A 22,009-nucleotide genomic window follows, 5' to 3' on the forward strand; every position below is an offset into this window, starting at 1 on the left:
CGGTCAGGCCTCCGTGAGGTCGCTGTCGCGCCAGCTGATCGGTTCCCCGTCGCCGAGCCACCGGGACAGCGCGGACAGGGCGGCCGCGACCGGGAGCGCCGGGGCGGCGATCAGCACGCACAGGCAGGCCACGACGGCGCTGACGGCGCGCATCTCCCAGGTGGGGGCGTCGTCGTCTGACCGCATGATCGAGGGCTCGTCGAGACCGGCGTCGCCGCGGTCCTCCCGTTTCTCGTAGAAGGGAGTGAACCGGTCCCAGAACGCCGGCTCGACGCAGCCGATGCAGGGCGCGCCCACGTCCCGACAGATAGCGGTGCCGCCGTTGCGCAGCCGCACGGAGTCGTCACAGTAGGCGTGGACGCCCGCGCACCCGGCCTCGTACAGACAGCCGTCGTCGCCGGGGTCGTCGGCGAACTCGCCCTGCTCGTACTGCTCGCGCAACTCGCAGTCGTCGTGGACGAGCGGCCCGAACAGCGGCAGCGGCCGGTGGAGCGCGTCCAGGTCCGGCTCGTGCCCGTTCAGGATCGTCGCCAGCGTGAGCAGGACATGTTCGGGATGGGCCGGACACCCGGGGACGTTGACGACCGGGAGGCCCGACCCGGCCTCGAAGTCGGGGCCGAACACGCCGCCGGGCTCCTCGCCGTCGAACTGGAGGCCGCGTGCGCCGGTCGGATCGGTGCCGACCTCGCCGCGGCGGCTGTCGTGGCGACCGGCGGCGGGCAACCCGCCGTAGGCCGCGCAGGTGCCGACGGCCAACACCACGTCCGCGCGCTCGCCGAGTTCGATCACCCAGTCGACCACCGGCTTGCGCTTGCCCCGCTCGTCGGTCCCCAGCGTCGCAGCCCGGGGAATCTCGGTCGGGATCGCGCCCTCGACGACCAGCACGTCCGGGTCGGTCGAGATGGCGTTCATCGCGTCCGTGCCGGTCTCGCTCATCAGTGTCGTGTGAAAGCTGCTCTGCTCCCGGAACTCGCTGAGGACACCCTCGATAGCCGGGTACTCGCTCTGGAGCAGGGAGACGGTACACCCGGTACAGGACTGGCCCTGGATCCAGACGACGTCGAGGCCACCACGGGTCGCCGTCGAGAGCGCCGCGCGGATCGCGTCGGCGCGCTCGTCGACGACTGCGCCGGCCTCCCGTTCGCGGACCAGTTCCAGAAAGTCCGGGCGCTCGGTCGGTCGCGCGGTCTCGACTGGTCGGTGTCGTTCCGTGGACATGGTTTTCCGGCGTGCCGGTGTCGGGACCGCCCCCGGCACAGTACGGTACCGGACCGTAACGGCTCCGGGCGCGTATCCTCCGACCCCGGATGGTTGGGGAGTTTAAGTGGCTACTCGTAGCGGAGCGCGTCGATGGGGTCGACGCGCGCCGCGCTCCAGGCCGGGTAGAGCCCCGAGACGACGCCGACCACGAGGCCGATGCCGATGGCCGCCCCGACCCAGACCAGCGGGAGGGTCAGGGGGAGTTCCGCGTACGTGACGGCGACCCAGCCGCCCGCGACGCCGATGGGAACCCCCAGCACTGCCCCGCCGACGCCCAGCAGCAGGGCCTCGACGAGGAACAGTTGGAGCACGTCGCGGTTGGTCGCGCCGACGGCTTTCATGATCCCGATCTCCTTGGTCCGCTCGCGCACCGAGACGAGCATGATGTTGGCGATGCCGATGGCACCGACGAGCAGGGAGATGACCGCGATGCCGGTGACGAACTGCGTGAGCCGGTCGACGACGTTCTCGATGCGCTCGACGATGTCTTCGTTGGTCCGGGCGCTGACCTCGTAGCTCCCGGGAGCCAGCTGTGCGGCGTCGGACTCGGTGTCGAGGTAGTCCTGCACGCGGGTCTGCACAGCGGCAGTGTCACCGGGGTTCGCGGCGATGACGGTCACCTGCGGGTAGACGTTCTGGCGGGTCCCCGTGGTGGGGCTCGTGACGACGGTGTCGTACGCGCAGGTCGGCAGGTAGAAGCGGGGTCGGGAGCCGAAACCAGCGAGGGGGTTCAGCCCGGCGTCGTCCGCGAGGACGCCGACGACCGTGACGTTCCGCGTTCGGTTCCCACGCTGGGTGATGGACACCCGGTCACCGACCGAGAGATTGCCGGGGAACAACGCGGCGGCCGAGGGGGTCACGGCCATCTCGGCGGGGCAGGCCTCACCAGAACTTGCGTCGGCGAAGGCCCCGCCCTCGCGGAACGTGACGCTCTCGAACAGCGCGGGCGTGGTCGCGGTCACCTGGTCCCTCGCGACGGTCTCACCCCCGCGTGAGAGCGCTGAGGTGGCGATAGTGCCGCGGGGGACGACTCGATCTACCCCTTCGAACTCGCCGATCCTGCCCACGTCGTACTCGGTGAACACGGGCTGGGAGAGCGCGGCTGGCGGGCCGCCGTCGTCGCCGGGCGTGGCGACGAGGAAGACACGGTTGGCCGGCGAGTCGTCGAACTGCCCGACGACTTCGGCCTTGACGCTGGCCCCGAGCGTGACGAAGGTGATGACGGCCGCGATGCCGATGACGATACCCAGTGCAGTCAGCGCCGCACGGAGTTTGTGGCCGCGGATCGACCGCGCCGCCAGCCGCAGGCTCTCGGCGGCGTCCATCAGGCCGCTCCCTCCACGTCGACCTGGTCGATGCCTTCGATCTCACCGTCACGGAGCCGCACGATGCGCTCTGCCCGGTCGGCGATGGCTCGCTGGTGGGTGACCAGCAGGATCGTGTTGCCGGCCGCGTGGAGGTCGTCCAGCAGGCCCATGATCCGCTCGCCGGTCTCCGTGTCCACGTTGCCGGTGGGTTCGTCCGCGAGGACGATGGCCGGGTCGGTCACCAGCGCACGAGCGATGGCGACGCGCTGACGCTGACCGCCGCTGAGTTCCGACGGCCGGTGATCGGTGCGGTCACCAAGCCCAACCCGGTCGAGGAGGTCGCGGGCTCGCTCCAGGCGCTCCTCGCGCGCGACCTCCTGGAAGACCAGCGGGAGGGCCACGTTCTCCTCGGCGGTCAGCCGTGGCATGAGGTTGAACGTCTGGAAGACGAAGCCCACCTCCTGGCCGCGGACGCGGGCGCGCTGACGGGTCGCGAGCGTCGATACGTCCTCGCCGGCGACGCTGACGGTCCCGGCCGTCGGCGTGTCGAGACAGCCGACCAGATTGAGGAGGGTGCTCTTGCCCGATCCGCTGGGGCCCATGACGGCGGTGTAGGAGCCTCGGGCGAGGCTCAGCGACACGTCGTCGAGGGCGTAGACCGGTTCGCCGCGGGTGTACGTGCGGGACACGGCGTCGAGTTCGACGGCCGGCGGCTCGGCGCTGGCCACGTCGCCTGTCATCGACCGAACCAGGGGCTCCAGACAATTGAACGCTACGCGCACCGACCGAAGCGTTAAGCGGGTCTCGTCCCTAGACGACTTCGTGACACCTCCCGCCAGTGACTCCGACCGGGGGATTCTCTCCCTCCGGATGGTCGCCATCGTCGCGGTCCTGCTGGGGGCCGGCGTCGTCGTTGGGATGGCCGTCCAGCCCGACGGGACGGCCGCACCCAGCGGCGAGGATGCCCTCGACCGCACCGCGGAGCGGTACGCCGACGCCGACAGCTTCGTCGGCACCGTCGCCGTCGACGTGACTTACGAGAACGAGACCGACCGGATCGAGCGGTCGGCCCGCGCGCAGGTCCAGTATCTCGCGCCGGACGGCTACCGGATCGACGTACTCGCCCCAGACCGCGTGGCGAACACGACCGTCGCCACGAACGGCTCGGTGGTGTGGCTCGACGGCCCGACCGGCCCACCCGTCGTCCGCTCGCCCAACGCCAGCCAGTCCGAGCGACTCGAACAGGTCAACGTCACCGGAGTCGTCGAGAAACTCGACGCGAACACCTCGGTGGAAAACCGCGGCACGGCGACCGTCGACGGCGAAGAGACCTACGTCCTCGACGTGGAATACACGGGCTCGACGGAGTTGCCCGACGACGAGCGCTACGCCAACGTCAGTGACGGACTCGACGAGATCGAGGACGCGAACCTCACGGTCTGGGTCGACACCGACGACTACCGACTCCGGAAGGTCGAAGCCGTGGTGACCGGGGCCAACGGGACGGTGACGACGACGATGCGCTTCGAGTCGTTCCGGTTCGACGTGGCGATCCACGAGAGCGCGTTCCAGCCGCCGACCGACCAGCAGGTCGTGTCGGGCGCGTTCGATCGGACGAGCTACGACACGCTCGCCGAGGCGGACGCGGCCGTGGACTTCCCCGTCACCGAGCCCGCGGTCCCGGCCGGCTTCGAACTGCAGAGCGCCGTCGTCGGCACGCAGGGCGACCGCGCGACCGTGACTGGCGTCTACGGTAACGGGACGGCCGAGTTCGTCGTCGTGGCGTCCGAGCAGAACCCGCTCGCCCGTTTCGACACGGACGGCGAGTCGCTGACGGTGGGTAACGAGACCGTCACGGTCCTCACGCAGGGCGACACGACGGTGCTGTTCTGGGAGGCCGACGGCCGGACCTACGGCGTCGCGGGCTCGCTCGGTCAGGACCGCCTCGCCGAGATCGCCGCACCGCTGGTCGCGGCGGACTGATCCGCCCGGACGACGGTCACGAATCGTTCCAATTTCTAACGGCTCCAGTGCCTCACTCGTAGGTGTACCCGTCCAGTCGTGCGACGGCGTAGCGGTAACAGCCCGCCGCGGCCAGCGCGAGCAAGGTGGCCCACGCGAGGAAGCCAACCACCTGGACCAGTCGTGCCGACCCGCCGGCGAAGACAGGTGCGTCGACCACGACGGGGACGAAGACCGCCGCGATGCCGGCGACGGCGACGACGGTCGTGAGGAAGGAGTGCCCGAGCAGGGCGGCGGTCGTCGGCGTCGGGGCTTCGACGCCCCCGAACGCGCGGACGGCCTCGAACCGCGGCGCGAACGCGCCCAGCCCCAGCGCCAGCAGACTGCTGAAGCCCGTGAGAACGACCGTGTACACCAGCACGTACGCGAGATTCAGTGGACCGAGAACGCTGTACCAGCCGGCGAGTGCGACCCCCAGTACGGTCACCGGGAGCCACAGCAGGGTGCCGGCGAGGATGCGCGCACGGACCAGCGTCCGCCCGGGCGAGGGTGTCGTGAGGACCGCCGGGAGCATCGACCCCTCGGCACCCAGCGGGTTCAGCCCGAAGGACCCGCCGGCGAGGAACGCGCCGAGGACCGCGACGAACACGGGCAAGATCGACGACCGCGGGTTGGAGACGGCCAGTTGCGCGATGGGGAACGCCATGAACAGGAAGTAGGTCAGGTGGACGAACTGGGCGGGGGCACGGACTCCGCGAACCCACTGCCACCAGACGAGTCGCGTGACCTGTCGGCCGGCGAGGGCGGCGGGCATCGCCGCGTGGGAGAGTCGCGCCCGCACGCTGGTCCCGTCGGTCGTGACCGGATCGGCGTACCAGACGGCCGGTGCCAGCTGCCAAGTGGCGGCCAACAGCAGCGGGATCGCTCCGAGGACGATGGCGGCGGCGACCAGCGACGGCGTGCCGACGGTGACGGCCACCGGCGACGCGACGAGCAACAGGTCGGCGTACGGACCGACCGGGACGGCACCCAGCGGCGCGAGCGACTCCAGCAGTTCGACGGGGTTCGACGGCGCGAACACGTTCACGCCGAGGATCATCACGCCGGCGACGAGAAGACTCGCCCACGCGCCCGACGGATTGGACCAGCCGAGGCGTCGATACCCGAGCCGCACGAGATAGCCGAGCGTGAACCCGCCGGTCAGCCCGAGCGCGAGCAACGGGAGGACACCGACGGCGGCGACCGGGATCATGATGGGCGTTCCGGCACCCAGCGCGAAGGCCGCCACGGCGGCGACGATTGGACTCCCGAACACGGCGACGACGCGAACGTACTCCGCCAGGACGAGGCCGGTGACGACCGCCCGGGGCCGCACGAGCGTCAACAGCAGATCGGCGTGGTCCGCGTCACCGGCTCGTTCCAGCGCGCGGAGGCCGAACACGACCGCGAGCGACCCGATCCAGGCGACGATCTGGGGGCGGAGCAGTTCGACGACCGGCAGGTCCGTCCCGCTCCGGTACCGGAGACCGAGCGCGTACCCGCCCGAGAGCAGGGAGAACAGCACCGGCGAGAACAACACGAGCAGGAGTGCGATGCCCATGAGCTGCCGGCGGCTGGCGAGGACGGCCCGGACGCTCCGACGAACCTCGACGGTCGCGATCCGGACGCCGTGTCGCAGGTCGGTCGCCAGCTGGCCCGCCATCTCAGTCCTCCAGCACGGCCTCGCCCGGGTGGCCCAGTTCGGCCGTCAGATCGAGGAACGCGTCCTCCAGTCCACGCTCGGTGCCGGTCTCGGCGCGGTGTTCCAGTTCCGTCGGCGACCCCTCGGCGACGAGTCGCCCCTCGTTGAGGACGCCCACGCTGTCGGCCAGTTCCTCGACGACGGGCAGGACGTGCGTCGAGAGAAAGACCGTCCGCCCCTGGGCGGCCAGCTCCGCGAGCAAGTCCCTGACCGTGCGAGCGGCCCGCGGATCGAGCCCGCTGGTCGGTTCGTCGAGAAAGAGCACGTCGGGGTCACCCAGCACCGTCCCGGCGAGCGCCGTCTTCTGGCGCATCCCCTTCGAGTACGTCCGGATCGGGTCGTCGGCGTCGCCGAGCAGGCCGAACCGCTCCAGTAGGGGGTCGATCCGGTCGCGTTCGGCCGCATCGAGATCGCGCAGATCCGCGAGATAGGAGAGCTGTTCCCGGGCGGTCAGCTCGTCGTAGACCGGCGGCTTTTCGGGCAGATACCCCACGTGGTCCACGACGGCGTCCCGGTCGGCGACGTGATCGCCCTCGATCCAGGCGTCGCCACCGCTGGGATCGGTCAGGGTCGTCAGGATCCGCATCGTGGTGGTCTTCCCCGCGCCGTTCGGGCCGAGAAAGCCGTAGACGGTGCCCTGTGGGATCGAGAGGTCCAGATTCGAGAGGGCCGTCACGTCACCGTAGGTCTTCGTCAACGCCTCCGTCTCGATGGCGGCGGGCATTGCCCGTACTGACAGCCTCCAGCAGTATCAATCGCCCGGAGACCACACCACGCCGATACGGCCCGGCGGTCGGCCCCGCTCACCGGTCCAGCGGTTCCGCGGCGTCGCGCTCCACGAGGGGGTCCGCGTTGGCGGCCGGGAGCGTCACAACGTCCTCGCTGGCCAGGTCGTAGGCGCGTTCGTCGACCCCGAGAATCTCGCCCACGTCACTGGTGATCCGGACGGTCCGACGGTCGACACTCGAATCCTCGACGCTCGATGCCGCTGTCGCCCCGCCGTCCGAACGCGGATCGGGCGTCGGTTCGGCGGCTTCGCCGCGCGTCGGGTCGGCCGCGCCGTCCGCGTCGGGCTGTCCCGCTCCGGGCGACGGCACCGATGTGTCCGTCCCAGCCGGCTCGCCCTCGACTCGATTCGGCTCACCCGCGTCGTCCGCCGCTTGCGGTTCCTGGGGCGGTACCGGCCGGTCCGAATCTGGCGAGTCCGCCGACCCGTCGGGTTCCGGCGCGCCGGCCGTCGGGACGTCCTCGCCGCTCCCCATCAGATCCGCGGCGTCGACGCCCATCGACTGTCCAGTCTCTCCGGAGGAGTCTGCCGGGTCCGCGGTCCCCGTCGGTGACGGATCGGGTGCGGGTGCCCCGCCGTCGTCGGGGGTCGCTTCGGGCGTCCCGTTCGCCGTCGCGTCCGGCGTGTCGACGGCCTCTGGATCTTCCCCGTCGAGGATGGCGAACACGCGGTCGCGGTTGTTCTCGATGGACGCGACCATGCTCTCGAACAGTTCGCGTTCCTCGGCGGTCAGCCCCTCGTCCTCTGTGGGCATGTCCGCCGCGGCGAAGGAGGCCATCTTGACGAGTTTACCCACGCGGCGCTCGTAGATGGCCTCGACGGTCTGTTCGGCCGTGTTGATGTCGTTCGTGATCCGGTTGACCTCCGGATCGTCGAAGGGGTCGTCGGCCCGCTCGGCGGCCGCGTCGCGCTCCTCGCGCAGCTCCTGGATCATCTCGCCCGCATCCGCGTAGAAGGAATCGCGCAGCTGCTGGAGGCTGTCGCTCTGGCGCTCGCGGTCCCTGACCGACTGGAGTTCGTCGAGGTTCATCTCATTCCGGCCCCTTCTCGGCGCGCCCCCGGGTCATGAGGAACACGCCGACGTGCTCTGGTACGGATTGCTCTCCCTCCGAGAGTGTAAAACTATCGCCCAGGAGTTCGACCAGCCCGCCGTCTGTCACTTCGACCGTGATGTCGTGGCCCACGAAGGTGTCGGGAACCGCGTCGACCAGCGGATCGAAGTCCGCGACCGCGTCGCGATCGATCCGCCTGACTTCCAGCCCGCTCCCGCCGTGGAGCGTCCCCGGCAGGCGGATCAGCCGGTTCGTGTCCGTCGTCACCGGCTCGTCGATCGGTGCGTCGTCCGCTTCGACGACCGACCCAGCGATCCGCTCGGCGAAGCGCTTGACGACGGGATGGGCCGAGAGGTTGCCCCGCTCGATCTCGACGAACCGGTCCTGCGCGATATTCCAGGCCGCGCGGGCCTTCTTTTCGCCCACTCCGTCGTACTCCTGGAGTCGCTCGACGGCCGTCTCCTCGTCCATCTCGCGGATTCCCTCGAATTCCGCCAGGAGGCGCTCGTGAACCCGGCGGCCCCAGCCGCCGTCCGTCGGCAGGTACTCGTTGTGGGCGGGGCTCTTGCGGCCCACCTCGCCGCCGACCGCCTCCTCGTCGATCACGGCGTCGAACTCCATGCCGATCCCGCGAACGTAGTCGACGACCTCCCGCCGGGCTTCCCGTTCGAGTTCCTGAATCCCCGGGTCACGGACGTGGACGTGGTAGCCCCGCCCGCCCGAGAAGGCGATGGTCATGTCCTCGAAGCCGAAGTCGTTCTCCAGGAAGTCCGTCAGTCGAAGGAGGGCGTCCTTGCACTTCGCCAGCATCTCGGCGTAGGAGTCCTCGCCCAACGTCACCGACGGGAGGTGGTCGGCGTCCAGATCGAAGACGAGATCGGAGGAGCGCCAGTGCTTCTCGCTCATCGACCCCGCGCTGGGGTCGTCGTAGCGGCCCGCCGAAAAGTAGACGTGACGCGGGCGCTCACGTTCGAGGAAGCCCTCGATGTCGCCCAGATCCAGCAGCGACTTGTGCCGGACCATCGTCGTCCCCGGCCCCGAGGTCCAGGGGATGTACCCCCACTCGCGCTCGTTGGCGTCGGGCGGCGGCGTGATCTCGGCGCGGCGGTAGTAGTCGCCGAACCGACCCCGGAGATACGCCTGCGTTCGCTCCTCCATGCTATCACTTCCGTTGCGGGGAGCAGTGCAAAAGGGTTTGCAAACCCAGCGCTTCCTGCCCGAGACCCATCAGGAAAGCAACTTCTGCAACCGCTCGGTGATCCCGCCGCCGGTACCGAGTTTGAGGTAGTAGGCGTCGCCGCCGTCCTCGTAGTAGTTGTCGATGCGGCGGTTGACTTCGAAGCCCAGGTGGCGGTAGAATCCAATGGCGGATTCGTTCGTGGTGCGGGCGTGACAGGTGATCGAGGAGTGGTCGTCGGCGACGCGGGCGATGAGGCGTTCGCCGAAGCCCTCACCCCGGTAGCCGTCGGCGACGGCCAGAAACAGGATGTACCCGTCGCGGCGGACGGCGGCGAAGCCGACCAGCCGTTCGGTGTCGACGGGACCGCTCTCCAGGAAGAGATAGACCGTCGACCGCCGATAGGCGTCCCTGAAGAACCCGCGGCGCTGGCGGAGGACGCCCTCGTCCTGGCGGATGGACTCTTTCAGCGCCCAGGCGTCGTCTACGTAGGCGTCGTCCCCGGCGTCCACGACCCGGCTCTCGACTGTGGCGCTCACTACCCCCGTGTAGCGTGTAGACCACTATAATTCCACCGGCAAGGACTTGCGACGAGGGGGCCGACCGAAGGCCACAACCGTTTTTCCGCACAGCGTCGTCCCCACGAGTATGCGGCTGTCTCCAGAGGTCGACGGGATCGAGCGGGTGTCACCGCGCCAGCGTCTCAGGAGCGCCTTCCTCACCGGCTTCGCCGTGACGATTCCGCTGATCGTGACACTGCTAGTACTGGGATTCATCGTGAACTTCCTCACCAGCACGGTGAATCCCTTCGTGGGGCTGGTCAACGCGACGTTCGGGACCGAGCAGCTTCCCGAGTACGTCATCGAGGGGTTCGTGCTCGCGGTCGCACTGGTTTCGATCCTCTTCGTCGGACTGGTCGCCGAACTGAGCCCCGCCAACGGCACCATCGACCGGACAGTTACCCAGGTCGTCACCCGCATCCCCGGTGTAGGATCGCTGTACCGGAGCGTCGACGAGATGAGCGAACTCCTCCTGAACAGCGACACCGAAAGTTTCCAGGAGGTGAAGCTCGTGGAGTTTCCCGACCGCGACTCCTACGCGGTCGCGTTCGTCACCGCGGACACGCCCGAAGTCATCGAAATCGCGACCGAGAACGATTCGATGACGACGCTGTATCTCCCGATGGCCCCGAACCCAGTGATGGGCGGACACGTCATCCACGTCCCGGACGAACGGGTCTGTGACGTGGACATGACCGTCGAGGAAGGGTTGCAGTCCATCGTGACCAGCGGTGTCGCGGTCGAAGAACCCGACGGCTCGGCACCGCCCGGGACCGCTGGCGCTCCGACGAGGGGCGAGTGATGGGGTTCGACCTTCGAGAACACACCGCGGACGTGGCCGTCGAAGCGACCGGTGAGACCCTCGACGCCGTCTTCGGGTTCGTCGCCGACGGGCTCGCGGCCGCCATGTGTGACGAGATTCCCGACGACGGCGAGCGGTTCGACCTCACCGTCCGCGCCGAGAATCGGGAGGCGCTCCTGTTCGACTATCTGGACGAGTTGATCTACGAGCGCGACGTGCGCGGCGTCCTCCCGGTGGACCACGAGGCGGCTGTGAGAGACGACGGAGACGGGGAGTGGACCTGCGAGGCCTCGGCCCGCGGCGTCCCGCTGTCGGCGGTCGACGCCCGCGACGTGAAGGCCGTCACCTACTCCGAGATGACGCTCGAAGAATCGGCCGACGGCTGGCGCGCCTACGTGGTCTTCGACGTCTAACCCGATGGCGAGGTTTACCACCCCCGATCCCCTATGACGGATGTGACCTCCGGAACACGCTCGTCGCTCCTGTCCGGTTCGCTCGCGGTCTGTGGCGCGCTCTGTGTGGCGATCGTCGCCAGCGGAACCGCGCGAGCACACGTCAGGTACGTCGCAGAGGGTGACGGGACCCCGACCGATCCCGTCGAGTTCGCGGTGCAGGTCCTCTCGGAACCGGCCAACGCCGCCCTGTTCGGCGGCACGGCGCTGGTTGGCGCAGCGGGCCTCCTCGGGTACGTCTGGGTGCGGCCGACGATCCCCGATCTGGACGTACTCCGGGAGACTCTCGCCGGGTACGGCGACCTGGTCCCCTGGATGCTCCGGCTCAGCATGGGACTGCCGCTGGTCGGTGCCGGCTTCGTGGGCTACTACTTCAGTCCGGCCGTCGACGGCCAACCCAGCCTCCTCTTGCTCGGACTGGGCTTCCTGTTGCTGTTCGGCCTGGCGACGCGGGCGGTGGCGGCCGTCGCGCTCGTGGCATACCTCGCGGGCCTGGCGCGCTGGCCGGAACTCCTGCTGGCGATGGAGTACGTCCCGGGACTGGTGGCCATCGTCCTCGTCGGGGGTGGCCGACCCAGCGCCGACCACATGCTCGGGGCCGTCGCGAGCGCGTCCGGAACCTACTACGGCCGGGTCGACCCAGTCCACCGGATCGCCGGCCGGTTCCAGGCCCTGATCGAACCGTACACGCGCTACGCGCCGACGGTCATCCGGGTCGGCCTCGGCGTCGTGTTCGTCTACCTGGGACTCGTCGAGAAACTCCTCCAGCCGGGCCGGACCCTCGGGGTCGTCGCGAAGTACGATCTGACGGCCGTGATCCCGGTCGATCCCGGCGCGTGGGTCCTGGGTGCCGGGCTGGCCGAAATCGCGCTCGGCGTCCTCCTGATCGCCGGACTCCTGACCCGAGGCGTCGCCGCGGCCGCGTTCGTCGTCTTCACGCTCACCCTCTTCGGCATCTCGGACGACCCGATCCTCGCCCACATCACGATGTTCGGGCTGGCCTCCGCGGTGTTCACGATGGGGAGCGGCCCGCTGGCGCTCGACCGTGTCCTGGCCGACACCGACTCGGAAGCCGGCCGCCCCTCGCTGGGCGAGCGGGAGGTCGCCGACGACTGAGGCCGGACAGTCGAAATATATTCCGCCGTCGGCGTCGCACCATCTTGTATGCCCACCTTCGACGCCGACGGCATCACGCTCGAAAAGGTACGGGACTACGTCTGGGAGATTCCACAGGAGGGCGGGATGAACGCCCCCGCTCGCGTGCTGGCCAGTGAGGCCTTGCTGGAGGAGATTCAACAGGACAAGACCCTCCAGCAACTCAAGCACTCGGCGCACCTCCCCGGCGTCCGGAAACACGCCATCTGCATGCCCGACGGCCACCAGGGCTACGGCTTCCCCGTGGGCGGCGTCGCCGGCATCGACGCCGAGGACGGCTGTATCTCTCCGGGAGCGATCGGCTACGATATCAATTGCGGCGTCCGCATGATGCGGACGAATCTGACCTACAGCGACCTCCAGGGTCGCGAGGAAGAACTCGTCGAGAACCTGTTCAGCAACATCCCATCAGGTCTGGGCGGGGGTGGCGTCGTCGAGACCGGGATGGACGGGATCGAGGCGATCCTGGAACGCGGGGTGGACTGGGCGCTGGAGGAGGGCTGGGCCGTCGAAGACGACCTGGCCCACTGCGAGGACGAGGGCGTCCGGCACGAGGCCGACGCCGAGAAGGTCTCGAAGAAGGCAAAGGACCGCGGGTCGAACCAGGTCGGGTCGCTGGGGTCGGGCAACCACTTCCTCGAAGTCCAGCGGGTCACCGACGTGTTCCGCGAGGACGTGGGCGAGGCGTTCGGCCTCGAAGAAGACCAGATCGTCGTCCTCATCCACTGTGGCTCGCGCGGCCTGGGCCACCAGGTCTGTACGGACTACCTGCGCGACATCGAGCAGGCCCACCAGGGTATGCTGAACCAGTTGCCCGACAAGGAACTCGCGGCCGCGCCGGCCGGCTCCCAACTCGCGGAGGACTACTACGAGGCGATGTGTGCGGCGATCAACTTCGCGTGGGTCAACCGCCAGCTCATCATGCACCGCACGCGGCAGGTGTTCGAGCGGGTGTTCGACCGGGACTGGCAGGACATGGAGATGGACCTGCTGTACGACGTGGCACACAACATCGGGAAGAAGGAGGTCCACACCGTGGAAGGTGGCGAGGAACGCGAGCTGTTCGTCCACCGGAAGGGCGCGACGCGGGCGTTCCCGGCGGGCCGGCCCGAAGTCCCCGCGGCGTACCAGGACGTGGGCCAGCCGATCATCATCCCCGGGAGCATGGGCGCGGGGAGCTACGTCCTCCGGGGCGGCGAGCAGTCGCTGGCGGAGACGTTCGGCTCGACGGCGCACGGCGCGGGTCGGCTGATGAGCCGGACGCAGGCCAAAAACGAGTTCTGGGGCGAGGACGTGCGCGACGACCTCCGCGAACAGAACGAGATCTACGTCAAGGCACAGTCGGGTTCGACCATCGCCGAGGAGGCACCGGGCGTCTACAAGGACGTGGACGAGGTCGTCCGGGTCTCGGACGCGCTGGGCATCGGCGACAAGGTAGCCCGGACCTACCCGGTCTGTAACATCAAGGGGTAGTCACCGGCAAGGGTTGACTTCGGGGGGCTGTACGGTTTCGACGCCGGGCATCTCGTACCGAGTCGCCCCGTCACCGGCCTCGGTAAACACCGACACGCCAACCTGCCCGCTGGCTCGGGGTCCGATCGACAACCGCCACAGGGACAGGAATAAACTGCAGGAAACGGAGAAGTTATGTGTTACCTGAGAGTAAATTCATATGGCACGATGGTCTCAGGATCGCGGGAACTCGAACGGATCAAAGAATCACTGGACGAGGCCCTCTCGGAGGCGGACGAGGAGTGCGCCAAGTACCACATCAGGGAGGCCGCACAGCGGGTGGAGATATTCAAGTACCACGTCGAGAACGGGGAACTGATCGTCGAGGAGTAGCTCAGGGAGCCCGTTCGCCGGCCTCCACGGTCGTCTCCAGCCAGTTCTCTTCGGGCGGGAGCGGGCAGTCGAAGGTCTCGCTGAACGCGCAGAACGGGGAATATGCGAGGTTGAAATCGAGCGTGATCTCGTCGCCGTCGGTCAGCTCGCGGTCGGGCTCCAGTTCCATGTACCGGCCGTTCTCGTAGGTCGTCTGGCCCGTCGTCTTGTCGCGGATCGGGACGAAGATACCCTCGTCGTCGTTCTCCTGGCGGTAGCCGTGGAGTTCGTGAGACTCGCCGTCCAACTCGAACTCGAAGGTGACGATCCGCAGGTACCGCACGGTCCGGCCTTCGGTCGTGTCCAGCTCGACCGGCTCCGGTTCGTCGTGGACGGTGACCGTCGCCGTGACCCGGTAGTCCGGGTCGGGCGGGTAGTAGTCGAGGCCGTCGAACCCGTCGCGCTCGGCTGGTGGGATCGGTGACTGGCGGTGGTCGGCGAAAAAGCGGTCTTTCTCCTCGCGGTTGGCCTGGAGTCGTTCCGCCCAGTCGTCGGTGTCGTCGGTCATACCCACGGTACTGGCCCTGATGGTTTCAGTCCGGCGGCTCGCGGAAACCGAACCGTGCCCTCTGGCCTGCTCAGGGCCGGAAGTCGAACCGTGGCGGGTCGATGTCCGGTGTCCGGTGTTCGACGCGCTGGCCGTCCTCGGACTTGCGAAAGCTGAGGTAGAAGGTGCGGCCACAACCGTCCTTTTGCGGGTCGGGGTCGTTCGCACCGCCATCGGACCCGCGGTCCGACGCGGGTCCGCTCGTTGTACTCGCGGGAACGTCCTCGCCGACCGCTGTTCCCTCGTCCGCGTCGCCGAGACAGACGAACTCGATACCGTCGGCGGCCTCCCGTTCGTCCACGTCGGCGGTCGTACTCGCGTACTCCCAGCTGTCGAGGGGTTCCCGGGTCACAGAGTCGTCGTCGAGATACCCCTCGCGCTCGACACCGGTTACCGCCCCGCAGTACGGGCAGTGGTACGTCACGTCGACCATACCCCTCCTAAGAGCCGGAAGAACATAGGCCACACCCTGTCCGGGGGACGAGTCGGCCGTTCGATATTACTTTGAGCGCATCCACCGATGCGTCGAGCGTGTCCACGGACGCGTTCCTCGGCAGGTACTTCGGGTGGGCGGTGACGCGGATCGAACTCGCGATAGCGACGCTGCTGCCTGTCCTCGGGTCCGTCGTGGGCGTCGCCGTGGCCGAACCCTACGTGATCCTCCTCGGAGCCTGGATTCCGATGATCGGTGTGGGATTGGTGTTGTGGGGCGGCATCGGTGCACTTCGCGGGACCGATCCGGCCGAGTGGCTCCGGACCGTCGGAGTCGGGTACGTCTTTCTCGGCACGATGAACGCGGTCGCCACGGGGTTCCTGATCCTCGCGTTCTGGTCGGGCTTCGAGACCCGGATCGCCGTCGCGCTCGTGGCGGGTGCGGCCCTGGCGACCGTATTCCTCGGCCGTGGCGGCTGGTTCCTCACGGTGACCGAGCGTGGGACAGTGTAACCGAGTCGAGATCGGGGCCGGTCGTCGGCCCGAAGACGTGCCCGATGGCAAAGGTACTTGCCCCGAGGAGCAGACGGCTTCGATATGATAGACGAGACGGTCGAGGAGATCGAGCAGATGCAAACCCACTCCTCGTCGGTCGTAGCAGTGAAGGCCGCCGCCGCCCTCCGGGAGTTGACCGAGGGTGAGTACCCGACGGTCGAGGAGTTCGTCGTGACCCTGGAGCGCAACGCGAGCGCACTCAAACGAGCCAACCCCTCCCACGCCTCGCTCCAGAACGCACAGCGCGACATCGTGGCCGCGGTCAAAGACGCCGACGCCGATTCCGTCGCCGAGGCACAGGACGTTCTCGCGGACGCGATCGACCGCGTGGTCGACCGCATCGAGAACGCCAAGGGCGAGGCGGCGAAAAACGGCGCGGAGGTCTTCGAGGACGGCATGACCGTCCTCACGCACGACTACTCCTCGACGGTGCTGGAAGCGGTCGAACTCGCCGCCCGGGACGGCAAACACCTCGACGTGTACGTCACCGAAGCCCGACCGCGGTACCTCGGTCGGAAGACGGCACGCGTCCTCGCGGGCGTCGACCGCGTGGAACCGCACCTCATCGTCGACAGTGCGGCCGGCAACTTCCTCGCCGAGTGTGACCGCGTGGTGACCGGGATGTCCTGCATCGTCGACGACACGCTGTACAACCGGGTCGGCACCTATCCCATCGCGGCGGCGGCCGGCGACGTGGGCGTCCCGATGACCGTCGTCGGGTCCGGCGCGAAGATCATCGAGGGCGGGTTCGCCTTCGAGAACGAGATTCGCTCGCCGAGCGAGGTGATGCGCGAACCCGCGGAGGGGTTCACCGTCGAGAACCCGGCCTACGACGCGACGCCGACGCGCCTGCTCGATACGGTCGTCACCGACGAGGGCGTCCGGGAGTTCTAGGCGTCGGCCCGGGGTGACCACTGCATCCAGTGGCGCATCGAGTGTTGCCAGAGACGCGCGACGGTTTCGACCGTTCGGCTGACCGGGTCAGCCACCGTGGCGTCTGCTCGCGGGGCGTCGCCGGCGGCGCTGTCGGTCGGGAGCGGGCGGTCCGTGATCGTCGTCGAGCACTCCGGACAGCGCACGTGTCGCGTGCGTGTCAGATGATTGTCGGTGGCGACCCAGTCGCCGCCGACGAGGCTCTCGTGGCCACAGGTCGGGCAGAACAGCACGGCTTTTCTCCGGCCGTCGTCCGCCGGTGCTTGCGACCCACGAAGGTCGGGAGAGTGCATCGATGACAACTACGTGCCCGACGGCTAAAGTCCTGTTGGCATACTGGATAATCGTGACATACAGCGGCCACGTCGTCGACTGTTGGCCCGGTTTTTCGAACCCCACCGACAACCCTGTATTTAAGTCAGCGGGACCGGATGGGGAGATATGAGCGGGCCACACGACCTCGGACCGGCGGGTGAGGACGCCGTGGCCCAGGTGTCGACACAGGTGCCGATGGGGACGCCGGGCGGGGCGACGACAGCCGAGGGGAGGCGGGCGGCCGCGAACGTGGCGAGCCAGTCGGTCGAGAACCTCCTGCCCACCTCGTGGCTCCCGTTTCCGGTGCCGCCCTGGGCGCTGGATATCCTCGCGACCCTGCTGATTCTGGGACTGGCCTGGGCCGCCTCACGGCTCGTCGTGGCGGTGTTCGGCCGCCGTATCTCCCAGCGGTTCCAGCGACCGAGCATCACCCGGATGGTCTTGCGGGCGATTCGCGTCGGGATCTTCGTCGTCGCGACTCTGGCGATCCTGCCGATCTACGGCGTGAGTCTGGGCGACATCACCCTGTCGGTGGCCGTGTTCTCGGCCGCCATCGGTGTCGTGCTGGCCCCCATCGTCGGCAGTATCATCAGCGGTTTCTTTCTGTTGGCCGATCAGCCCTACGAGATCGGCGACATGATCGAGATCGTCGACACCCAACAGCGGGGATTCGTCGACGATATCACGCTCCGGTACACCAAGATCATGACCCTGGACAACACGTTCGTCGTCGTCCCGAACGGCGAGATCCGCTCCCGGGACGTGATCAACTACTCCGCGGAAGACCCCCGAACTCGCCAGACGCTGGACATCGTCGTCACCTACGAGGGTGACCTTCCCCAGGCGCGGGACCTGATCGAGCGGGCGGCCAAAGAGGTCGACCGCGTGATCGAGGGCGGGCCGGATATCCGGGTCGGAAGCGCCCGCTATCCGGCCGCGCCGACGTGTTACATCGAGACGTTCGGCGATCACGGCGTCCACCTGCGGCTGCGCTACTGGCTCTCGGAACCGTACAAACTGCTCGCGACCAAATCGAAGGTCCAGACGAACGTGTGGCGCCGCCTCGAAGACGCGGACGTCGAGATCGCCTACCCTCACCAGCACGTGGTCTTCGACGAGACCAGCGGGCAGATGGACGTGTCGGTCAGCCCGCCACGGCGGCGAACGGGACCGGGTGCGCACCGTCCGGACTCCAATCCCGGCGCACCGAACGGGGAGAACACGGACCGTGGCGAGTCCGGTGGGTCCGGGCCGACCGGTTAGACCGTCACGATCTTCGCGTCGAGTTCGGTCTGGAGGTACCGCTCGATGTCGGGGTCGTCGGTGATGCGCCGGATCATCTGCCGCCACCGGCTGGCCTGTTTTCGCCCGATGACGACGATATCGGCCCGCGATTCGACCACCTCTTCGAGAATCGTCTCCTCGACAAGCATCCCCGTCCGCACCACGTAGCGCACGTCCGGCAGGTCGTCGAAGGCGCTCTCGACGGCGTTTTTCAGTTCGCTCCGGGAGATCCGCTGGGAGTTGTGGTAGAGATTGACGTGGAGAACTGTCAGACTGGCTGCTTCCTCCCGTGCGATCTCGATTGCCCGACCGAGCGTGGCTCTGGAGTGCTCGGTGAGCGGGTAGCGCACCGGCACGACGACCTGCGTCATCGTCCGGGACGACGCCCGCCTGCAGTGTCAACCTTTCCCTCTCAGGCGCAAGGAGACCCGCCGTGACGGTCGTTCCCGAGCGAGACACTCACTCACCGGCCTGTCGAATCCGGCCCTCGACGGCCGGGTCGATGCCGCGCTCGCGGGCGTAGGCGGCCAGCATCTCGTACTGGGTCGACAGACGCTCGACGCGGTGCTGCTCGTCCAGCACCGGGAACTCGTGATCCGTGTGAAAGAGGTAGTCGGTCGTCGCCACTGTGTAGGTGTCGTCGGTCGAAAGCGGCACACCGTCCAGGTGGACTGCCTCGACGCCGCTCCCGTCCCGCCGGATGGTGAGACCGTTGCTGACGTGTGCGTGCCAGCGGTCGGCCACCGCCTGGACGTGTTCGCCGTCCGCTTCGCGACAGAGCTGTCTGAGTTCACGACCCGACAGTTTTGCGACGGTCACCGGTTCGTCGAACGGGACCACACTCACGAGGTCGGCGACGGTTACGTCGCCGGCGAGTGGCGGTCCCTCGCGGATACCGCCGGAGTTCTGCAGGCCTACGTCCGCGTCGGCGGCCCACCGGTAGGCGTCGGCGATGAAGTTCCCGATGCGGCACTCGCCGGTGTGCTTGACCGCCCGGTCGCGCGTGATCGGCTCGTCGACGTGGCCGACCACCTCGTCCAGCCCAGCATCCGCCCGGCGCGCGTCCATGGCGTCGGCGACGGACTCGTGCAGCGGCGCGTCGGCCGGATCGTGGACGGTCACTGCGTCGACCGACAGCGCGCTGTCGAGGTCGACCTCCAGCAAGCCGCGCGCGTTCGCGCCAGGGCGGGCCAGTAGTGTGTCGGCGACGCACTCGACCCGGCGGGAGTGGACGTGCCCGCCCAGAATCGCGTCCACGTCGGTCTCGCGGGCGAGTTCGTCGTCACCACTCCCGAGATGTGAGAGGACGACCACGGCGTCGACCCCCTGCTCGCGGAGCCGGGCGCTCTCTCGGCGGACCGCGGCGACCGGGTCGGTGAAGGCGAGTCCAGTCGCACCGGGACACATCGACCCCGTCTTCGGTTCGGTGACGCCGGTCAGCCCGACCGTCGCGCCGTCGGTCGCGACGACTGTCGAGGGGACGACGCCGGCCTCGCGGGCGAAGCGTTCGCCGCCCCGCTCTCCGTCGGCCCACGCTACGTTCGCGCTCACCCAGGTCTGGGGCGACTCGCGGACGATCTCGGTGATCGCGTCGGGGCCGTAGTCGAAGTCGTGGTTGCCGAAAGTGTCGGCGTCGGGTGTCACGGCGGCGAAAAAATCCAGTGCCTGGCGACCCTCGGTGACCATCGAGAGGACGCCCGGCGCAGTGTTGTCACCGGTACCGAGGACCAGCGTGTCGTCGTCGCGCAGCGAGCGGACGAGTCCGGCGAGACGGCCGATCCGGTCGGGGTCGTCGTAGGCGTTCTCCACGTCGGAGTAGTGGAGGAGGCGGGGCGGCATTCGGTCTCGAATACGCCGTCGGTCGGGAAATCCCCTTCGGCCCGCGCCGAGGAGGCAGGGATTTAGGGCCGGAGTGCGGAACTGGAGCCATGGAAGCCCGGACGACCGAGGACGGAGAACAGCTGTACGTCGCCCGCAACGAAGCCGAGCGTGGCTCGAAAGGCCCCTTCTTCGTCGTCTACACCGACCGTGACCGCGAGGCACGCTGGGGCTACTTCTGTGCGAACTGTGAGGCCTTCGACAACGCGATGGACTCGATGGGACGCATCCAGTGCAACGTCTGCAGTAACATCCGGAAGGCCGACGAGTGGGACGCCGCCCACGAGTGACCGGCACCGAAACCGACGCTCGCGCCGCCGAACCGCCAGACAGCTCCAGCCCGACTCAGATACATGTCGTAGGTCTGTTAAGTGATTACACTTAAGCAAGCGTGAGTCGTATTACAGGGTGGATGGCGACTGTTACCACGCCACTAGCCGAGAAGGCAGAGGCCATTTTCACCGACCTGGGATACGTCGTCGAACGCGATGGACGGGAGTTACGCGCACAGCGAAAGTGGCGGATCGTAAACGTCACACCGGTCGACGAGCCGGCGACGCCGCAGGAACCCGGCGACTTCCACTGTCTCGTCACCTGGCAGGAACAGGCGTCGGCGGTCCGTGAGCGCCTCGAACGCCGCGACCCCGACTACGAGTGGGCGGTCATCGGAATCGAGGAGAACGGCGACTACGAGGTCTGTCACGCCCCAGACGCCGACGTCAGCGCTTGAGCGAGCGGCGGGCGGCGCTCGCGCCCGCATCCGCGTCCACGTCGGCGTCGAGTGCTTCCAGCGTGTTGCCGAGCGCGCTCACCAGGGCCAGTGCGTTCTCGTCGCGGGCGCTGTGGCCCATACAGCCGATGCGGAGGATGTCTCCCGAGAGGTTGCCGAGGCCGCCGGCGATCTCGATACCGTACTCCTCTAGCAGGGCGTCGATGACCGTCCCGTCGTCCACGCCGGCGGGCAGTCGCACGGCGTTCAGACTCGGGAGCCACCAGTCGTCGTCGGGATCGAGTTCCAGTCCCATCGCCTCGACGCCGGCTTTGAGCGCCCCGGCGACGCGGCGGTGGCGCGCCCAGCGGGTCTCGATACCTTCCTCGGCGACCAGTCTGAGAGCTTCCCGGAGCGCGTAGACGTTCGTGATCGGCGCGGTGTGGTGGTAGGCGCGCTCGTCGCCCCAGTACTCCTGGAGCAAGGAGAGGTCGAGATACCACGAGCGGACCGGGGACTCCCGGGCCAGCACCTTGTCCATCGCCCGGTCGTTGAGCGTGAGCGGACTGGCACCCGGCGGCGAGGAGAGACACTTCTGGTTCGCGGAGTAGGCGGCGTCGATCCCCCACTCGTCGACGCGCAACTCGACGCCACCCAGCGAGGTGACGGTGTCGGCGATCACCAGCGCGTCGTGTTCGTGGGCGATACTCGTCAGTTCTGGGACGTTCGGCTGGAGGGTGCCGGTACTCGTCTCGGCGTGGACGAACCCGAAGATGTCGGGCTGGTGGCGGTCGAAGGCGTCCTCGACGGCGGCCGGGTCGAGCGGTTCGCCCCACGGCGCGTCGACGAAGACGGCCTCCCCGCCGGCGCGCTCGACCATCGCGGCCATGCGCTCGCCGAAGTAGCCGTTGCCCGGAACCAGGACCGTATCACCGGGTTCGGTGAGGTTGGCGACGGCGGCCTCCATCGACGCGGAACCGGTCCCGCTCACCGGGATAGTCCACTGGTTGTCCGTCCGGAAGACGTACCGCAACAGGTCCTGTACGTCGTCCATGATGTCGACGAACGCGGGGTCGAGATGGCCCACGAGCGGCGTACTCATCGACCGCAACACGCGGGGGTGTACGTCACTGGGCCCGGGGCCCATCAACAGCCTGTCCGGCGGCGACAGTTCCCCAACCCTCGGTCGGTCCATACCCGTTCGTTGTGAGAGACAC

Annotated in this window: 25 protein-coding genes; 11 read left to right on the forward strand and 14 right to left on the reverse strand. The window is 68.3% G+C overall.

Features of this window, described 5'->3' with window-relative positions; genetic code table 11:
* Positions 1–3: 3 nt before the first annotated feature.
* The 3 genes from MU521_RS11190 to MU521_RS11200 all read right to left on the reverse strand — a co-directional run bounded on the left by MU521_RS11190 (position 4) and on the right by MU521_RS11200 (position 3,307).
* Positions 4–1,218: an NADH-quinone oxidoreductase subunit B family protein gene (locus MU521_RS11190; protein ID WP_092692126.1), complete on the reverse strand. Its 1,215-nt coding sequence runs from the start codon at positions 1,216–1,218 to the stop codon at positions 4–6.
* A gap of 110 nt (positions 1,219–1,328) precedes the next feature.
* Complete coding sequence (locus tag MU521_RS11195) at positions 1,329–2,585, reverse strand: ABC transporter permease (protein ID WP_092692123.1); 1,257 nt, start codon at positions 2,583–2,585, stop codon at positions 1,329–1,331.
* Positions 2,585–3,307 carry an ABC transporter ATP-binding protein gene (locus MU521_RS11200; protein ID WP_092692121.1) on the reverse strand — a complete coding sequence of 241 codons (723 nt, stop codon included), beginning with the start codon at positions 3,305–3,307 and terminating at the stop codon, positions 2,585–2,587. The genes MU521_RS11195 and MU521_RS11200 overlap by 1 nt, the downstream gene beginning before the upstream one ends.
* A gap of 82 nt (positions 3,308–3,389) precedes the next feature.
* On the opposite strand from MU521_RS11200, the gene MU521_RS11205 reads away from it, so the two are divergent.
* Positions 3,390–4,550: a LolA family protein gene (locus MU521_RS11205; protein ID WP_092692118.1), complete on the forward strand. Its 1,161-nt coding sequence runs from the start codon at positions 3,390–3,392 to the stop codon at positions 4,548–4,550.
* A 52-nt stretch (positions 4,551–4,602) separates the two neighbouring features.
* Here MU521_RS11205 and MU521_RS11210 read toward each other — a convergent pair whose 3' ends face one another.
* The 5 genes from MU521_RS11210 to MU521_RS11230 form a co-directional block, all read right to left on the reverse strand.
* A complete protein-coding gene (locus MU521_RS11210; RefSeq protein ID WP_092692115.1) occupies positions 4,603–6,231 on the reverse strand; it encodes a hypothetical protein in 1,629 nt (542 codons plus the stop codon).
* 1 nt (position 6,232) lies between these two features.
* Positions 6,233–6,994 carry an ABC transporter ATP-binding protein gene (locus MU521_RS11215; protein ID WP_092692113.1) on the reverse strand — a complete coding sequence of 254 codons (762 nt, stop codon included), beginning with the start codon at positions 6,992–6,994 and terminating at the stop codon, positions 6,233–6,235.
* A gap of 79 nt (positions 6,995–7,073) precedes the next feature.
* Positions 7,074–8,087 carry a DNA replication complex subunit Gins51 gene (locus tag MU521_RS11220; RefSeq protein WP_092692111.1) on the reverse strand — a complete coding sequence of 338 codons (1,014 nt, stop codon included), beginning with the start codon at positions 8,085–8,087 and terminating at the stop codon, positions 7,074–7,076.
* A 1-nt stretch (position 8,088) separates the two neighbouring features.
* Complete coding sequence (priS, locus tag MU521_RS11225; RefSeq protein ID WP_092692108.1) at positions 8,089–9,267, reverse strand: DNA primase small subunit PriS; 1,179 nt, start codon at positions 9,265–9,267, stop codon at positions 8,089–8,091.
* Positions 9,268–9,336: 69 nt separating this feature from the next.
* Entirely contained in the window at positions 9,337–9,825 is a 489-nt protein-coding gene (locus MU521_RS11230) for a GNAT family N-acetyltransferase (protein ID WP_092692105.1), read from the reverse strand.
* Positions 9,826–9,934: 109 nt separating this feature from the next.
* Between MU521_RS11230 and MU521_RS11235 the strand changes: the two genes are divergently transcribed.
* The 5 genes from MU521_RS11235 (at position 9,935) to MU521_RS11255 (ending at position 14,100) form a co-directional block, all read left to right on the forward strand.
* On the forward strand, positions 9,935–10,648 hold the full coding sequence (locus MU521_RS11235) for a DUF502 domain-containing protein (RefSeq protein WP_092692102.1): 714 nt from the start codon (positions 9,935–9,937) through the stop codon (positions 10,646–10,648).
* Complete coding sequence (locus tag MU521_RS11240; protein WP_092692099.1) at positions 10,648–11,061, forward strand: archease; 414 nt, start codon at positions 10,648–10,650, stop codon at positions 11,059–11,061. Before MU521_RS11235 ends, MU521_RS11240 begins: the two co-directional genes overlap by 1 nt.
* A gap of 33 nt (positions 11,062–11,094) precedes the next feature.
* Entirely contained in the window at positions 11,095–12,216 is a 1,122-nt protein-coding gene (locus MU521_RS11245; protein ID WP_092692096.1) for a DoxX family protein, read from the forward strand.
* Positions 12,217–12,264: 48 nt separating this feature from the next.
* Complete coding sequence (locus tag MU521_RS11250; RefSeq protein ID WP_092692094.1) at positions 12,265–13,728, forward strand: RtcB family protein; 1,464 nt, start codon at positions 12,265–12,267, stop codon at positions 13,726–13,728.
* A 207-nt stretch (positions 13,729–13,935) separates the two neighbouring features.
* On the forward strand, positions 13,936–14,100 hold the full coding sequence (locus tag MU521_RS11255) for a hypothetical protein (RefSeq protein WP_175452856.1): 165 nt from the start codon (positions 13,936–13,938) through the stop codon (positions 14,098–14,100).
* 1 nt (position 14,101) lies between these two features.
* Here MU521_RS11255 and MU521_RS11260 read toward each other — a convergent pair whose 3' ends face one another.
* The gene (locus MU521_RS11260) at positions 14,102–14,647 is read right to left on the reverse strand and encodes a DUF1684 domain-containing protein (RefSeq protein WP_092692091.1); all 546 of its coding nucleotides are present in this window, start codon (positions 14,645–14,647) and stop codon (positions 14,102–14,104) included.
* Between the two features lie 70 nt (positions 14,648–14,717).
* A complete protein-coding gene (locus MU521_RS11265; protein ID WP_092692089.1) occupies positions 14,718–15,119 on the reverse strand; it encodes a DUF7969 family protein in 402 nt (133 codons plus the stop codon).
* A 98-nt stretch (positions 15,120–15,217) separates the two neighbouring features.
* On the opposite strand from MU521_RS11265, the gene MU521_RS11270 reads away from it, so the two are divergent.
* On the forward strand, positions 15,218–15,631 hold the full coding sequence (locus MU521_RS11270; protein WP_092692086.1) for a hypothetical protein: 414 nt from the start codon (positions 15,218–15,220) through the stop codon (positions 15,629–15,631).
* Positions 15,632–15,715: 84 nt separating this feature from the next.
* Entirely contained in the window at positions 15,716–16,567 is an 852-nt protein-coding gene (locus MU521_RS11275; protein WP_092692083.1) for an eIF2B alpha/beta/delta subunit family protein, read from the forward strand.
* Here MU521_RS11275 and MU521_RS11280 read toward each other — a convergent pair.
* Entirely contained in the window at positions 16,564–16,899 is a 336-nt protein-coding gene (locus MU521_RS11280; protein WP_092692079.1) for a DUF8106 domain-containing protein, read from the reverse strand. The two genes, MU521_RS11275 and MU521_RS11280, sit on opposite strands and share 4 nt — an antisense overlap.
* A 217-nt stretch (positions 16,900–17,116) precedes the next feature.
* Between MU521_RS11280 and MU521_RS11285 the strand changes: the two genes are divergently transcribed.
* Positions 17,117–18,184 (forward strand): mechanosensitive ion channel family protein, encoded by a 1,068-nt coding sequence (locus tag MU521_RS11285; protein WP_092692653.1) that lies wholly within the window; start codon positions 17,117–17,119, stop codon positions 18,182–18,184.
* Here MU521_RS11285 and MU521_RS11290 read toward each other — a convergent pair.
* Both MU521_RS11290 and MU521_RS11295 read right to left on the reverse strand, forming a co-directional pair.
* Positions 18,181–18,576 carry a universal stress protein gene (locus tag MU521_RS11290; RefSeq protein ID WP_092692076.1) on the reverse strand — a complete coding sequence of 132 codons (396 nt, stop codon included), beginning with the start codon at positions 18,574–18,576 and terminating at the stop codon, positions 18,181–18,183. The genes MU521_RS11285 and MU521_RS11290 overlap by 4 nt on opposite strands.
* An 88-nt stretch (positions 18,577–18,664) precedes the next feature.
* Positions 18,665–20,044 carry a bifunctional metallophosphatase/5'-nucleotidase gene (locus MU521_RS11295; protein WP_092692073.1) on the reverse strand — a complete coding sequence of 460 codons (1,380 nt, stop codon included), beginning with the start codon at positions 20,042–20,044 and terminating at the stop codon, positions 18,665–18,667.
* Positions 20,045–20,133: 89 nt separating this feature from the next.
* Here MU521_RS11295 and MU521_RS11300 point away from each other — a divergent pair, with 89 nt between their 5' ends.
* Positions 20,134–20,373, forward strand: coding sequence for a DUF5816 domain-containing protein (locus MU521_RS11300; RefSeq protein ID WP_092692070.1), 240 nt, complete (start codon positions 20,134–20,136; stop codon positions 20,371–20,373).
* Positions 20,374–20,495: 122 nt separating this feature from the next.
* On the forward strand, positions 20,496–20,813 hold the full coding sequence (locus MU521_RS11305) for a DUF7116 family protein (RefSeq protein WP_092692067.1): 318 nt from the start codon (positions 20,496–20,498) through the stop codon (positions 20,811–20,813).
* Here the strand turns inward: MU521_RS11305 and MU521_RS11310 are convergent.
* Complete coding sequence (locus MU521_RS11310) at positions 20,803–21,987, reverse strand: pyridoxal-phosphate-dependent aminotransferase family protein (protein ID WP_092692065.1); 1,185 nt, start codon at positions 21,985–21,987, stop codon at positions 20,803–20,805. The genes MU521_RS11305 and MU521_RS11310 overlap by 11 nt on opposite strands.
* Positions 21,988–22,009 lie beyond the last annotated feature (22 nt).

This window comes from Halorientalis regularis (genome assembly GCF_023698535.1).
Classification (GTDB): Archaea; Halobacteriota; Halobacteria; order Halobacteriales; family Haloarculaceae; genus Halorientalis; species Halorientalis regularis.

Excerpts from the sequence above, each read along its gene's own strand:
- MU521_RS11190 (WP_092692126.1), bottom strand. The coding sequence starts at position 1,218 with ATGTCCACGGAACGACACCGACCAGTCGAGACCGCGCGACCGACCGAG.
- MU521_RS11195 (WP_092692123.1), bottom strand. The coding sequence starts at position 2,585 with ATGGACGCCGCCGAGAGCCTGCGGCTGGCGGCGCGGTCGATCCGCGGC.
- MU521_RS11200 (WP_092692121.1), bottom strand. The coding sequence starts at position 3,307 with ATGACAGGCGACGTGGCCAGCGCCGAGCCGCCGGCCGTCGAACTCGAC.
- MU521_RS11210 (WP_092692115.1), bottom strand. The coding sequence starts at position 6,231 with ATGGCGGGCCAGCTGGCGACCGACCTGCGACACGGCGTCCGGATCGCG.
- MU521_RS11215 (WP_092692113.1), bottom strand. The coding sequence starts at position 6,994 with ATGCCCGCCGCCATCGAGACGGAGGCGTTGACGAAGACCTACGGTGAC.
- MU521_RS11220 (WP_092692111.1), bottom strand. The coding sequence starts at position 8,087 with ATGAACCTCGACGAACTCCAGTCGGTCAGGGACCGCGAGCGCCAGAGC.
- priS (WP_092692108.1), bottom strand. The coding sequence starts at position 9,267 with ATGGAGGAGCGAACGCAGGCGTATCTCCGGGGTCGGTTCGGCGACTAC.
- MU521_RS11235 (WP_092692102.1), top strand. The coding sequence starts at position 9,935 with ATGCGGCTGTCTCCAGAGGTCGACGGGATCGAGCGGGTGTCACCGCGC.
- MU521_RS11240 (WP_092692099.1), top strand. The coding sequence starts at position 10,648 with ATGGGGTTCGACCTTCGAGAACACACCGCGGACGTGGCCGTCGAAGCG.
- MU521_RS11245 (WP_092692096.1), top strand. The coding sequence starts at position 11,095 with ATGACGGATGTGACCTCCGGAACACGCTCGTCGCTCCTGTCCGGTTCG.
- MU521_RS11250 (WP_092692094.1), top strand. The coding sequence starts at position 12,265 with ATGCCCACCTTCGACGCCGACGGCATCACGCTCGAAAAGGTACGGGAC.
- MU521_RS11255 (WP_175452856.1), top strand. The coding sequence starts at position 13,936 with ATGGTCTCAGGATCGCGGGAACTCGAACGGATCAAAGAATCACTGGAC.
- MU521_RS11260 (WP_092692091.1), bottom strand. The coding sequence starts at position 14,647 with ATGACCGACGACACCGACGACTGGGCGGAACGACTCCAGGCCAACCGC.
- MU521_RS11265 (WP_092692089.1), bottom strand. The coding sequence starts at position 15,119 with ATGGTCGACGTGACGTACCACTGCCCGTACTGCGGGGCGGTAACCGGT.
- MU521_RS11275 (WP_092692083.1), top strand. The coding sequence starts at position 15,716 with ATGATAGACGAGACGGTCGAGGAGATCGAGCAGATGCAAACCCACTCC.
- MU521_RS11280 (WP_092692079.1), bottom strand. The coding sequence starts at position 16,899 with ATGCACTCTCCCGACCTTCGTGGGTCGCAAGCACCGGCGGACGACGGC.
- MU521_RS11285 (WP_092692653.1), top strand. The coding sequence starts at position 17,117 with ATGGGGACGCCGGGCGGGGCGACGACAGCCGAGGGGAGGCGGGCGGCC.
- MU521_RS11290 (WP_092692076.1), bottom strand. The coding sequence starts at position 18,576 with ATGACGCAGGTCGTCGTGCCGGTGCGCTACCCGCTCACCGAGCACTCC.
- MU521_RS11295 (WP_092692073.1), bottom strand. The coding sequence starts at position 20,044 with ATGCCGCCCCGCCTCCTCCACTACTCCGACGTGGAGAACGCCTACGAC.
- MU521_RS11300 (WP_092692070.1), top strand. The coding sequence starts at position 20,134 with ATGGAAGCCCGGACGACCGAGGACGGAGAACAGCTGTACGTCGCCCGC.
- MU521_RS11305 (WP_092692067.1), top strand. The coding sequence starts at position 20,496 with ATGGCGACTGTTACCACGCCACTAGCCGAGAAGGCAGAGGCCATTTTC.
- MU521_RS11310 (WP_092692065.1), bottom strand. The coding sequence starts at position 21,987 with ATGGACCGACCGAGGGTTGGGGAACTGTCGCCGCCGGACAGGCTGTTG.